Origin of the sequence: Shewanella goraebulensis, from assembly GCF_030252245.1 — a bacterium.
In the GTDB taxonomy this organism is placed as follows: Bacteria; Pseudomonadota; Gammaproteobacteria; order Enterobacterales; family Shewanellaceae; genus Shewanella; species Shewanella goraebulensis.
Genome location: NZ_CP126972.1, coordinates 4,122,061 through 4,135,885, shown reverse-complemented (window position 1 = coordinate 4,135,885; position 13,825 = coordinate 4,122,061). Strand labels below are relative to the sequence as shown.

Sequence of the window (13,825 nt, the reverse complement as noted above, 5' to 3'; positions counted from 1 at the left end):
GTTCAGCTTGCGCTGTCTATACTTGTATTAGTTATAGCGAAGATGGTGTTTGATTCAGCAAGCTAAATATGACAAAGATATGCTATTCATTAGTGCTGTGGCTAATACAATCGCTATGATTTAATACAGCTTAACGTATGTTCAGTCGTAATTGAGAATAAATTAAGAATGGTGCCAAAGACATAATAAGGAAATATCCATGAGCACGATAGATTTTGGTCATGAGACAGTGATTAAATCCACTTTTGCAACAGCGCAAAATGGGGCTTTTAGTGGTGATGGCAAATTATCATTAACAGAAAGTCGCTTATGCTTTGAAGCCTCAAATAAGATTTTTGAAATGGGCCCATATGAAATTGCCCTTAATGAAATTGAAAAGGTCGAAAAGTGCTGGGGAACTGGTGGTGGGGTATTACCTGTAACAGCAGATGCGATTAAAGTTGAGCTGAGTAATCATAAAAGCTATAAGTTTATGGTTGCTGACTCAGAAGCTTGGATTGAGTTACTGACACATTCATAGTTAATTCTCACGAGAAACAAACGAGCTATAACTGAATACAAAAAAGCTGAATCAAATGATTCAGCTTTTTTAGTGCTAGCGAGTAAAATCGTTAAAAAAAGCTAACGTTTTAATCAATAGAAGAGTCGCTTAGGCGAACACGTCTTGTAATGCAGGCACAACTTGTTTCTTACGGCTTAATACGCCATCTAACCACACTCGACCATCAACTGTTGCTTTACCGTATGCTTGTTCAGTTAAGTCAGCATTGTCTGAAACTACTAGCATTTCAGAACCTTCTTTCATGATATCGGTAAGCAGTAATAATACGCTGTGACGATTACCTTCCGCTTTAAGTGCGGCAATATCAGCTTCCAAATCCGCTTTAATATCATCAAACACAGATAGGTCGATAACTTCTAGCTGGCCAATGCCTACAAGGTTACCGTTCATGTTGAAGTCTTTAAAATCACGCATCACAAGATCACGAGCTGGAGTGCCCTCAACTGCTGATTTTACTTTGAACATTTCCATGCCCACTTCTTTAAAGTCTTCAATACCAGCAATTTCAGCTAACGCTTCAACACAACGGATATCAGCAGTAGTGCAAGTAGGTGACTTAAAGATAACAGTGTCACTTAAGATTGCACACATCATGATACCTGCGATGTTTGCTGGAATTTCTACTTGGTAGAAATCGTACATCATTTTAATCACAGTGTTCGAGCAACCCACTGGGCGGATCCAACACTCAAGCGGTGTTGAAGTGGTTAAGTCACCTAGTTTGTGGTGATCAACAATACCAACAATTGTCGCTTCAGCAATATCATCAGGCGCTTGCGTTAGCTCTGAATGATCGACGATGTAAACTTCTTCACCAGCGTAGCTTTCTTTGAATTCTGGGGCTTCAAAACCGAATCTATCTAGGATGTAGGCTGTTTCAGGTGAAAGTTCACCTAAACGCGCTGCGATAGCAGGCTCATCGATTTGATTTTTTAAGTAAGCTAGTGCGATTGCACCGCAGATTGAATCTGAATCTGGGATCTTGTGACCCACTACATACATTGCCATTTGAAACGCTCCTATAAATTTGCAGCGATTTTAACAAGAAATAAGCAAGTGACCAATAACTAAAAAGCACCATGCATGAAGCTTTTTACTTATAGGCTGTTGAATCTGACTATTTGGCAAGGTTATTAGCTGTGAAATTCTTCTATTGAAATGGACATCGATGTTATGGCACATAGTTCACTCCCGAATTTTATTTAAAGAAGATAAAGGGAAGGTAAAATATAACTAAACAACTTGAGCTATATTCGCTCAGCAAATTACTTAGCTTTAGTCATCTTTAATTCAAACAATTATCTGAGCTGCTTAGACGTTTTAAGACAACCTGAATCAATCTAGTTTGGGTCATCTTGAAGTGTAATTTAAATCCGGTTCTCCTATGTTGTGAATCTAGTTTTATTAACTCAGCTCAACTCAATTCAGCTAAATAACAAATGCTGAGAATCACTTCTGAAAGGTGTACTTAATTTTCAGCGTAAAGCAAGTTTCACAGAAGGCTAAAACCCTGTACCGACATTGATATACCATGCGGTATCTTCGGGGCCTTTTGCTACATCAATTCCCATATGCAGGCCATATCGACGGGCGATGGTGTAACGAAAACCAGCTCCATAGGCGGTTTGCTCGTCGCTGTCCCACATATCACTATTACTGTCGCCAGCAAGGCCGCTACCCACAAACGACAGTACCATCCAGCGTGGAGTTATTCGCCACATTAGCTCAACTTCTCCGGTCGATACCGCTTCACCTTGATATCGGTTTCGCGGGATGCCTCGCATTTCAATGTAGGGATAGGTAAAGACGGGCAGGCGAGTATCACTACTGATGGTTTGATAATTAAGTTTTACCCCAAGGGTGACGGATTGTGTCATTGGCCAGTAATTAATCCCAGTGGCCTTGATGGTTTGGTAATCATAGTCACTGCCTATTGCAGTATTAAACCAGTCGTATTCGATGGTGTAGTCATAGCCTTTGGTAGGCATAAAAAAGTTGTTTAAGCTGTCGTATTGCAACACGGCGCCGAGGGATGAAACTGCGGGCGATGGGTCAAGTATGTCGGTGAGCCTGTCAACTAACTCAGGTGGCAGTAGTGATAGCTCTTTGTTGCTTGCTAAATCCACCTTGGCGTATTTTTGGGTGACACCTAAAAATAATGGGCTGTCGAATAATCTAAACTGCAGTTTTTGCATGAGACCATAGCCTTGCATATTCAAGTCTAAGGCTATGTCTTGAGCAAAGTCTGATTGGCTGTAAAAGTTCATATTCACATCACCGTAGCCGCCACCGATAAGGTAGCGAATATGATCTTGTTGCCATGTTTCTCTATGGCCTAAAAAGCCGAACTTTGAGCCATTATCAGTCGCGCCAATGCCTGCTGCTGAAATACCTGGGGTTAGTAATTGGGCACCGCCATCAACCGAGTCTTTGGCTACTTGCTGACGCTTGGCGGTTTGCTCAGGACTTTCATGCAGGAAAATGCCCATAAGTAAGAGCCCTGTGCCAACTGAGGGTTCAGTAATGATGCTAGGTACAGGAAGAAAACCATAAGCATTTTCAGCAAGGTATTCGCCAGCATCAAAATAGCCGTCAATGGGGTCAATAAAACTGGTGCTGGCCAATGCGGTATGTCCAAGTAACAGCGAGCTTGCAATAGCAAGACGAAACGTCGATTTCATCGTAGTGATTTCCCTATAACGCAACGATAGTCATAACAGTGTTATGGTTCAAGTATTTGGATTATTAGTCTGGTTGATAGCTGATACGATAAATGGCATCGGCCGCATCATCTGACACCAATAATGCGCCATCAGGCATTGTAAGCACGGCAACAGGTCGCCCCCAACTTTGTTCGCCTTGCAGCCAGCCGGTGGCAAACGGCAGGTAATCTTTAACTTTGTTACCATCAAGCACCACCTGCATTACACGGTAACCTACTTTACTGCTGCGGTTCCAAGAGCCGTGCTGGGCGATAAAAATACTGCCTTGATATTTTGCTGGAAACTGATTACCAAGATAAAACTCCATACCCAATGCGGCAACGTGAGCGCCAAGGTTAAGCTCAGGCGGTGTATTGAGTTTGGCTTTTTCTGCATCATAAAATTCAGGGTCTTTAATATCAGCGTTATGAACGTAAGGGAAACCAAAATGCTGACCTTCTTTACTGACACGGTTTAACTCGTCGTCAGGTAAGTCATCACCCATCATGTCGCGGCCATTATCAGTAAACCATAGCTCCCCCGTCTTGGGGTGAAAATCAAACCCGACACTGTTGCGCACGCCTTGGGCGACAGTGGTGGTTTGTTTGGTATCGACATCGAGTTTTAAAATTGATGAGTATGGCAGGGGATCATCACACACATTACAAGGTGCGCCGATAGGGATATAAAGCTTACCGTCGGGGCCGAATTTGATGTTCTTCCAGCCGTGATGGGCTTTATTTGGCAATTTATCGTAAACAAGTTCTGGCTTTGGGATAGTGGGTAAACTGGTTTCGATATCGTTATAGCGCCAAATTTTATCGACTTCGGCGACATATAAGTCACCATCATGGAAGGCAAGTCCTGATGGTAAGAACAAGTCTTTGGCAAGGGTGATTTGCTGGTCAGCTCGGTTATCTTTATTGCTATCAATAAGTGCATAAACATTACCAGCGCGGCGACTGCCCACAAATAAGGTGCCATTGTCGCCTAAAGCCATTTGGCGGGCGTTTTTAACATTATCGGCATAGAGTTCAATGCTAAAGCCATCAGGCAATTGAATTTTTTCTAACGGTAGGGCGTAGGCTGTAACTGACATGCTCAGGTTAAGCCCTAAGCCGCATATTAGTGATTTAACCAAAACGGATATATTGTTCATGTTATTCATCCCTGTGCTGAAAAGCCAACTCAATCTATTCAATTTAATCCAAGCTATTTAAGCCAAACTATTCAATTCAATCATAGTGGCGTTATTATCAAGACTATTGTTATAAAATGATTGAAAAATAAACTCTATATTAGCGGATCTCGTTAGATAAGGAAGTGAAATAAGGGGGCTTTTTTGTCTCTGTAAAACTCAGCGTTTAAGGATTGCATCTATTAAGAAAACCGCTTTTGAGGCACAATAGCGCCCAATTATCCGCAATCGACTTTTTAGGAACCCTAAATGACGCAAATCACTATTACTACGCCTGACGATTGGCACTTACATTTCCGTGATGGAGACATGTTAGAAGAAACGGTTCCGGCGACTGCTCGCTTATTTAAACGTGCGATTGTGATGCCAAATCTAGTGCCACCAGTAACCGATGCGACAATGGTTTCTGCTTACCGTGAGCGTATTTTAGCGGCGCGTCCTGCTGGCAGTTCATTTGAACCTCTAATGACGTTATTTTTAACCAATAACACCACAGCCCAAGACATCATTGATGCCAAAGCTGCGGGTGTTGTTGCTGCTAAGTTGTACCCTGCGGGTGCAACCACCAACTCTGATGCAGCGGTGAAAGCATTAGATGCGTTATTCCCAATTTTCGAAGTGATGGCTGAGCAAGGTATGTTATTGCTGGTTCATGGTGAAGTGACCGAGTCGCACATTGATATCTTCGATCGCGAAAAGGTATTTATCGATCGCTACATGGCGCGCATTGTTGCGGCGATGCCAAACCTTAAAGTGGTATTCGAGCACATCACCACTAAAGATGCGGCTGAGTTTGTGGCTGATGCACCAAACAACATTGCAGCAACGATTACACCGCAGCATTTATTGTTAAACCGTAACGACCTATTAGTTGGCGGCGTGCGCCCACATAACTTCTGCTTACCAGTGCTTAAGCGCAATATTCACCAGCAAGCATTGCAAGCTGCAGTGGCAACAGGCTCAAGCAAGTTCTTCTTAGGTACCGACTCTGCGCCACACGAAAAGCACCGCAAAGAATCAGCGTGTGGTTGTGCAGGTTGTTACAGCGCATGGAGTGCACTAGAGCTATACGCTCAAGTGTTTGATGACTTAGGTGCACTAGATCAATTAGAAGGCTTTGCCAGCTTACACGGAGCTGATTTTTATGGCCTGCCGCGTAACGCAGGCACAGTGACATTAGTGAAAGAAGAGTGGACTGTGCCAGAGCAAATCATCTTGCCAAACGGAAATCCAATCGTGCCATTCTTTGCGGGCGAAACGGTTAACTGGAAAGTTAAAACGGCTTAAGATCTGTTGCTTATTCAATAAAAGCCAGCAGAGATGCTGGCTTTTTTGTGGCTGTATTTCAATGTTATGAATTAACGATTATTTACTGTCCGACCGCAATACCAGCTCGACGCGACGATTTTGTGTTTTACCAGCATCATTCATGTTGCTAGCTACTGGGGCATATTCGCCAAGACCCGTTGATTCAACTTGAGTTGGCTTAATATTAAAGTCATTTATGAGTGCACTTCTAACCGCTTTGGCGCGTTTTTCTGACAGCACCTTATTATAACTTTGCCCGCCTTGATCGTCTGTGTGTCCTACAACATAGAATTGTTGTTTTGGATGACTTTTAAGATACTCAGCAACTACTTTTACTACATCCATTGCCTCAGGCATCAGTTTATCGCTGTCGAATTCAAACAATAAACCGTCAAGCGCGACATGGCCAGTTCGGGCAATTTTGTCCGTTAATCCATCTAAGTCAATGGTTAAACGGTCTGTGTTTAAGGTGTTTTCTTCAATGATCCTTAATTCGCTCGAAAGGCCATTAATGTAACCAATCACATACGTCATCGCATACACATTACCTGTTGGTTTTTTCAGTGAAAAAAGTCGATAGAACTGGCTCTCTGTGGAGCCATTGGTGGCGAGAGCATTGAAGTTTCTTTGGAATTTAGTGTGGGTTCCACATTCTTTTGCTATACAGCTAAAAGTCTCGATAAAGTCAAGTTTTTTCAGTGCAGCTTGGTAGTTTGCGTCAACTTCGTATTCTGAATAACTACGAGGTAATTTATATGCAATATCGGTAATCTTTCCTTCAACAACTTCAGTGGTGAAGTTTTTACCCGTTTTGCTCGATACAACACTGGATTGGCCAAATTGGAATGTTTTATATTCTTGAATATAAGCGCCAGGAATGCGCGTTAGCATAGGATGGTCACTAGCGCCTCTTTCATCCTTGTTACTGTTATCTTTTACGGTAATCTCACTGACTTCAGCTTGTAGATAGTCTTTATTAATAGCAATAATATCTAGCGGTTCCTCAATCACTTCAATTGTATCGATTTGAATATTAGTCGCTTTTTTCCAGCTGGAAATATAAATCGAGGTGAATAATTCACGGTTATCAAGAGTGATTTTTGCAGTAACAAGGGCTGGGTTGTCGTTTCCGTTGTTATCAATAGGCTTTAAGAAATTTTTTAGATTTGAGCTTTTGCCACACTCATTATCACGGCAGTTGAAAATGATTTCTCCGCCTAATGAATTTATTTGATTAAGATAATTGTTGATTAAATTGTGTGATGTGAACTTGGGGTCTAAGCGATAATTAATTCGAGTCAATCTGCCTTTGATTTCTGTTGTGTGAATTGATTTATTAACTTGATTAATGAGCTGATAAGGCGAGTAATTTCTTATCACTGAGTTGCTTTTTCTTACTTCAACAGGTGACTCAAATAGTGGAGGTTTAGTTGCTGCAAATAAGCTTGAACTCAGTATTAAAAGTCCTATGCAAAAAAGCGATAATATACGGAATAGCTTCATTAACATTTTCCTATTTAACAGGTGTTAATTGAGATACCTACTTTAATGTAGTTGCATCATCAGGGGATAGGTGAGAGTTGTATTTAATAACAATCAAAATATGGAAAGGGTTAAGCAATTGCTTAACCCTTGTTCGCTAAATTTACTGTTTGTAGTATTTACTACTAATTAAGCCTTTTACAACGGATTGTAACTTGTTCAATGGAATCGCCACAGGTGACCTTTGAGCTGTTTCCGCCGTTTGTGCTAGAGAGCTTGGGGAAGTTACCCATTCATTGATTTCGGTAAAAACTAAAGCTCCATCAACATCTTTTTCAACTTTTGCCACGTGCCACCATTCACTTATTCCATCAGTCGGTGGGGTAAATAAGTGTTGCTGGTTGTCAAAGATAAATTCAACTCTTGTCATGACAGGATTTATATCAGGTTCGCCAGAATAATTATGAACATAATAATCATATCTGCCTTCAATTGGAAAATCAGGGATTGAAATGACTTCAGGGCCGAAACTACTTGTATCATCTACATCTAAGTAAATAACAGTTTCGCCGATAGTGACACTTGGGTCAGCAAAGTAAACGTGTTCTTGGTCACCATTGACATCAGTGATATATAAATGTGAGTCCAAATCAGAAGGGGTTTCGCCCCAGTTTAGCGTTACTTTTGTAAGTGCTTCAGATAAGACCAAACAAGTCGACAATGAGTAGTCTGTATTACCAGTATTAATGATTGATGTACGACTTTGAAAGCCTATTGTTGCGCCAAGTAAAATCGTGGAGTTGATTCTTACAGGTAAGCTAAAAGTACCATCCTCAATCGAGAAGCTAACTGAACGTCCCAGATAATCGCGGCCATCAGCAATAATTCGTGCATTATTAATTAAATTACCTTCTCCATCTTCAACACAACCGTTAACTAACACGGTTTCGTAAATTTTGTCTGCATTCCAAGTGGTAAAGTGACTTACATTTCCCACATAAAACATTTTTCCGTTATCAGTGATTAAATCTGCTTCTCCTTCTTCAATCCAAAGTCCAGTGACTTCATCAAAATAATAGAGTGGAATGTTTGCAGGTAAATTACTTCCTACTGCAGGAATTTGAATCTCGGCGCTTTTCCCTTCAGCAAGTTGTAACGGGTTGCCTAGTTCATCTTCAAAGCTAACAGTGATTGCACCAAATGACTCAATAGGTACAAGCTCGCCATTTTCGTCAGTGGTGAGCATATCTCCTGGCATCATCTCGATATCAATCGCAGGATTGATAATGGTTAATTCTGCGACGACAGCTGTTGCAGCTAAATCTCCATTTGAGTCAACAAGGCTGTTTTCTGGAAGGTTAACAAGTAGAGTATCTTCAACACTTAATTCATGAGCTTGTGTCGCATCAAAGCTTACGGTTTGATGAACTGGTTGTAATAATAAATTTTGATGTTGAGTTAATTCCTCATTGGAAATACTCATTGCAGCTTCAGCATACCCTGTTGCATCAGCAGTAAGGGTTAAGCGATCTGTTATTTCAATATCTTGAACTTGCCCAGTAAATATTCCATCGTCAGTTGAAGTCATTGTTTGAATGATTTCAGAACCATTCGAAATATTAATTTGGCTTCCTAAAATGGCTTCACCGTTAAAGTAATTAATAGTTTGACCATTGATGGTGATAAAAAATTGCTCTTCAAGAGTAAAATCAACCATCACTGGTTCCGCAGCGTCTTCTTCTCCATCCGATACCTTGATTGAAATATCCGTTTTGGTTGTTTCTTCAACAGAAGATGAATAAGTTATTAACCCAGATGCAGAAATAGTTAAACTTGCAGGACCTTCAACTAACTCAAAATTAATATCATTTTCAATATCTAGATCATCAACATCAGAAACAAGCAATTGATAAGTAAAAGTAGAGCCTGACTCAACGGTTTGTTCTGCTACAGGAGTAACGGTTGGTGCATCATTAATTGGCGTCACAATGACTTCAAAACTTTGCCCTGATGCGACTGCGCTATCTTCGCCGCCATCTGTCACTATTACAGACATCAGCCCAGAAGTTAACATTCCTTCTATAGGTGTCCAGGTGATAAGCCCTGTGTCAGAAATACTCATACCTTCAGGAGCATTGGTTAGTGAAAAGCTCAAATCAGTACCATTGTTGGCGTCATCAGGATCTGTAACTGCAACTTGATAGCTATATTCAATATCTTCTGTAGCTGTTATCAGGGCACTTGAGGAAATTAAAGGGGCAATATTTTTCAGTGCTTCTTTTTCTGAATCAGAAGAACCACCGCAACCGACTAATGCTAATGATAGCGCAGCAGCAATTAATGACGGGCGCCATTGTTGACTAAAATCCATTTTAAAACTCCATATCCGTATGTTTGCCACCTTACTAGCGGCAATTTATTCACTATCTATTCGACTGTTAATTTAAACCAACAGGTTGCTATATAACCTTAATATGTAAAGACAGAATTCTGGGCTAAATCAATAATGATAGCAATTATTACAAAGGATGTTTTTTTAGTTTGAGGTAATGCTTATGGGCGTTGTCTTTGTATGTTATTTGCTCGTTTAGAAGGTGTGCATTGGAATCTAAGAGCGTAAGCCATTAATGTAATGCCGTACTACTTGGCTTTAGGGTTATCAATCATGTTGTGCTACGGCCTATATCGGTTGTTTATAGTGTTGCAAACATAAGATTAATCTATCAAAAACCGAAAACTAAAATGGATTTTAGAATGAAATATATAAAACGCACTTTATTGTTGGCTGCATTAACAGCAACAAGTTTTGCATCCCTAGCAGGGAACCAAGCCGCCATAGCCTCATTTGATGCTAAAACATTACCGATAACGGAACGTAGCCAAGTTATAACCGATAAACAGCTGGCGCTTATGGAAGAGTTTAATCGAATGACAGAGGCGCAGACCAGTGCCATTGATATGTTTAAAAGCGGTAAAGTGCAAGAGTTACAACAACTCGGTGAGCAAACCTTGGTTGAGGCCAATAAATTTGTTGATGAATATCAGATTTTTTTAAGTCAATTACCCGAAACATCCACCTGTTATGTACCTGAAAATGTCACGGAATATCAACGCATGATAGCGGAGATTACCGAGGCAAATTCAGCCTTGAGTACTGTTGCTGCATCCGTTGGCGATAATGATGAAATGGGCGCGACTATGGCGATGTTAAACGTACAAATGCATGCGGGGCGAATCAGCTCGTTAGTGCAAATGTTTCAGATGGTTAAAATGTGCTACATGACAGATGCAATGGGAATGACTAAAGCAGATGTGGAGCGCAGAAGGGCGCAGCAAAACAACTAATAAACCTCAGTTTCTCGATATGGATAATTGGATTTTCAAAGATAAAACTAAAGGAATAGTAATGAAAATAAGATTTGTGTTTTTGAGCTTGATGTTAAGTCTAGGCTTGAATTTTTCAGCAAGTGCTCTAGAGCGCTTTGCAGGAATTGAAGACGGCTCTGATGAAAATTTAAAAGCAGTTTGCCAAGAATATATGGTGAATAGTTTTTTAAAGAATGACCCAGAATTGTTTTTTCGCCTGCTACCTAAATCATTAAGTAGTCGAGAAGAAAGGTTAGAGAAAAAATGGTACGAAGGACATTTAAAGCGCTTTGGCAGTGATCCTTTGACGGAGTACGATATTTTCGAAATAGCGGATGAATTCACAGAAAAAATGTATAAAGGCCATAATATAAAGCGAATAAAAATTAAATATAAAGCAGGCACAATGGAAAAGGTAAGAAGAAGTTCGTGTGGCTTTGAACAGTTTGAAGATAATCGCTGGTACTTAGCTCAAAAACCTTGATTAGGTAAGTAAAAGCCCTACTGCGAAAGCAATAGGGCTTTGTTTTTAAATGGCTAAAAAATATTAAAGGGATGTAATGAGTTATAAAATTTGTAAGCAGACGGATGAGCGTATTGTGCTACAAGATACTGGTGGCATCATCGATTTCATTTTTGGTAATGTATTGGCGGCGTTGGGTTCAGGGCTTATTTATTTAGGTTGGTTTGGCTATCAAGATACTGGCGAGCTACTCATGCCACTTATTATCGCCCTTGTCGGTTATTGTTTTTTCTTCCCCGTATTTAAAGTTAATCGGTTAGTCATTGATGCTGTAAATAAAGAATTAACCAAAACTAAGTCTTGGTTTGGTATTACCACCAATAAAGAAATCATCACCAATAACGGTCTATCTTTACTGGAAATGTCAGGTTTCACCAGCGGTGAGGTAGAGGCGTTTTTTGATAGTAATGAGCGGGCTAATCATCACTACAGTCTTAAATTCTACAGCTATCCGGAATGGAATCTTTTGATTAGAAGTTTTCCAACTATGCTCGATATTGCGTTGTTTATTGAGCAGCATTTTGATACTGATTTAGCCTTGATCGTGCAGCATAAAAGACATAAATTTAGCGCTATAGGCTTATTGAAAAATCATCAGAAAACCACATTACCTAATGATTCAACCGTTAAAGAAACTGGCTTTCAAGAATTAAGAATTGCCTTTACACGAGGCGGAATCATTAGACAATGGGCTATACCTATTAGCCTTATCTTATGGGCAATAATGACTAGCGTTTTTTTGCTTTATTTATCTGCGTTGGAAGGTTTTACATACATCCCAGTTGCAGTGCAGTACTTAACAGCCTTCATCTTTTCAAGCGGTATTAGCCTCCTTATCATTAATAATTGTGTACCGACTCGCTTGAAGATTGACCATGGTAATTTGATTGTCAAAACAAGCCTATTTGGTGCGAGGAAATACCCATTATCTGAAGTTGTAGGTGTTGTTAATGTGGCTAAAATAACTTATTTGATAACACGTAAAGGCTCAGTGCAGCTCGCTTATAAAATACCGACTAAATACAGTTATGCGATTCATAGTTGGTTATTGTCATTTTTAAACAAGTAGCAAACTGAAAAGTCGGCAATATCATTATTGTGCTAGCTCTTTCATATATCGCTTGGGTGATTTCGACAGTGCTTTTTTGAACATGGTGATAAAAGCACTCACTGATTCGTAACCGAGCTTTTCTGATATATGTTGCACTGGTTTGGTGTTGAGGAAATGCCTTCAGTGCGACAATTTATAAGTAAATTTTTGCACCACATTCTATCGCTAATCCCCACTTCCTTTTTTACCAAACTCGCTAATGTAGGTTTACTCACTGCATATTGTTTTGGTCATTGACCCTACGTTGGTGGGATATGAATTTTTGTTATTAGGTAATTGTACGACCACATTATGGCTTTATGGAGGAGGGATGTATTATCGCTGTTATGTTCGGCTTAGGCTGTGGCAGTAACACGACACTTCAAACTAGGACGACATTACTAACTAGCTTAAAGCATGGCTAATTTAGCTAGTGTTATTTTTTTAATTGAATTAATGTATTTTTATGTTTGTTATGGGTAATCAATCGTGTTGTAAGGGAAAACAATATGGCTTTTAAGCTAAACAAGAATAATGGTTCTACGTCTTTTATTAAGGTGACGACGCCTCTGTTAGTGACTGTAATGTTATCTTTTTTGTCATACAGCGCAGCGGCAGTCAATATTGAATCTAAGACTGGTGCAGCACCTGAATCTTCACAAAAGTCATTACCTGCTGTCAGCCAAGGGACATTACAACGTCTTGATGAAAAATACATTGAATTTACCCTTATAAAACCACGCCCTATTGATGTGTGGTTACCTGAAGATTACCCCGCTAACGCACCTTATGCCGTGGTGTATATGCATGACGGCAAGGTGCTGTTTGATGCATCTAAGTCATGGAACGGTACGGCATGGGAAGTGGATGAAACTGCAGCAACTTTGAATAAAAGTGAGGACATAAAACCATTTATTGTGGTGGGCATTCATAATGCCGAGCAGTCTCGTCATAGTGAGTATTTTCCGCAAAAGCCGTTTGAGTCTTTAAGTGAAGATAAGCAAACCAGTTTGTATCAAACCCAGCGCAATGAAACTGAAAAGCTATTAGCGCAGGCGGTGTATTCTGATAAGTATGCTGAGTTTATCGTTACTGAGCTAAAACCCTATATCGATACTCACTTCAAGGTCGCAACAGATAAGCAAAATACCTTTATTATGGGCTCAAGTATGGGAGGGTTAATCTCTTGGTATACGGTGTTAGAGTATCCACAAGTCTTTGGTGGTGCTGCGTGTTTATCGACCCATTGGCCAGGATCATTTGCTCAAGACAATAACCCGATCCCACAGGTGTTTAATCAATATTTAGCTAAGCAGATTGCCACTAAGCCTCAAGTGAAATTGTATTTTGATTATGGCGATCAAACCCTTGATGCTATGTATCCGCCGCTTCAAGCTGATGTGGATAAACTGTTTGAGGCTGCTGAGTATGATAAAGAGCTATGGCAAAGCCACTTTTTTAAAGGTAAAGCCCATAACGAGAACGACTGGGCTGAAAGGTTAAGTATTCCAATGACATTTTTACTAAGCAAATAATGCAGTAATAACTTGTTAAAAAACAGGGCGTCGGTATTGCTACTGACGCCCTGTTTATA

General features: G+C 40.2%; 11 protein-coding genes. 6 read left to right on the top strand and 5 right to left on the bottom strand.

Annotated elements, in window-relative coordinates:
- Positions 1-199 precede the first annotated feature (199 nt).
- Positions 200-520 (top strand): GRAM domain-containing protein, encoded by a 321-nt coding sequence (locus QPX86_RS17465; protein WP_220752968.1) that lies wholly within the window; start codon positions 200-202, stop codon positions 518-520.
- A 129-nt stretch (positions 521-649) separates the two neighbouring features.
- Here QPX86_RS17465 and QPX86_RS17460 read toward each other — a convergent pair whose 3' ends face one another.
- The 3 genes from QPX86_RS17460 to QPX86_RS17450 form a co-directional block, all read right to left on the bottom strand.
- Complete coding sequence (locus tag QPX86_RS17460; protein ID WP_220752967.1) at positions 650-1,570, bottom strand: manganese-dependent inorganic pyrophosphatase; 921 nt, start codon at positions 1,568-1,570, stop codon at positions 650-652.
- Between the two features lie 494 nt (positions 1,571-2,064).
- Positions 2,065-3,243 carry a BamA/TamA family outer membrane protein gene (locus tag QPX86_RS17455; protein WP_285163348.1) on the bottom strand — a complete coding sequence of 393 codons (1,179 nt, stop codon included), beginning with the start codon at positions 3,241-3,243 and terminating at the stop codon, positions 2,065-2,067.
- A 64-nt stretch (positions 3,244-3,307) separates the two neighbouring features.
- Entirely contained in the window at positions 3,308-4,423 is a 1,116-nt protein-coding gene (locus tag QPX86_RS17450) for a PQQ-dependent sugar dehydrogenase (protein ID WP_285163347.1), read from the bottom strand.
- Between the two features lie 288 nt (positions 4,424-4,711).
- Between QPX86_RS17450 and pyrC the strand changes: the two genes are divergently transcribed.
- Positions 4,712-5,749: a dihydroorotase gene (gene pyrC, locus QPX86_RS17445; RefSeq protein WP_285163346.1), complete on the top strand. Its 1,038-nt coding sequence runs from the start codon at positions 4,712-4,714 to the stop codon at positions 5,747-5,749.
- A gap of 78 nt (positions 5,750-5,827) precedes the next feature.
- On the opposite strand, the gene QPX86_RS17440 is transcribed toward pyrC, so the two are convergent.
- Both QPX86_RS17440 and QPX86_RS17435 read right to left on the bottom strand, forming a co-directional pair.
- Entirely contained in the window at positions 5,828-7,273 is a 1,446-nt protein-coding gene (locus QPX86_RS17440) for an OmpA family protein (RefSeq protein ID WP_285163345.1), read from the bottom strand.
- Positions 7,274-7,415: 142 nt separating this feature from the next.
- Entirely contained in the window at positions 7,416-9,623 is a 2,208-nt protein-coding gene (locus QPX86_RS17435) for a YfaP family protein (RefSeq protein ID WP_285163344.1), read from the bottom strand.
- A 383-nt stretch (positions 9,624-10,006) separates the two neighbouring features.
- Between QPX86_RS17435 and QPX86_RS17430 the strand changes: the two genes are divergently transcribed.
- The 4 genes from QPX86_RS17430 (at position 10,007) to QPX86_RS17415 (ending at position 13,766) form a co-directional block, all read left to right on the top strand.
- On the top strand, positions 10,007-10,597 hold the full coding sequence (locus QPX86_RS17430) for a hypothetical protein (protein ID WP_285163343.1): 591 nt from the start codon (positions 10,007-10,009) through the stop codon (positions 10,595-10,597).
- Positions 10,563-11,102, top strand: coding sequence for a hypothetical protein (locus tag QPX86_RS17425; RefSeq protein WP_285163342.1), 540 nt, complete (start codon positions 10,563-10,565; stop codon positions 11,100-11,102). The genes QPX86_RS17430 and QPX86_RS17425 overlap by 35 nt, the downstream gene beginning before the upstream one ends.
- 76 nt (positions 11,103-11,178) lie before the next feature.
- Positions 11,179-12,210, top strand: a complete 1,032-nt coding sequence (locus QPX86_RS17420) for a hypothetical protein (RefSeq protein ID WP_285163341.1) — start codon at positions 11,179-11,181, stop codon at positions 12,208-12,210.
- Between the two features lie 530 nt (positions 12,211-12,740).
- On the top strand, positions 12,741-13,766 hold the full coding sequence (locus QPX86_RS17415) for an alpha/beta hydrolase (protein WP_285163340.1): 1,026 nt from the start codon (positions 12,741-12,743) through the stop codon (positions 13,764-13,766).
- The last annotated feature ends 59 nt before the right edge of the window (positions 13,767-13,825 follow it).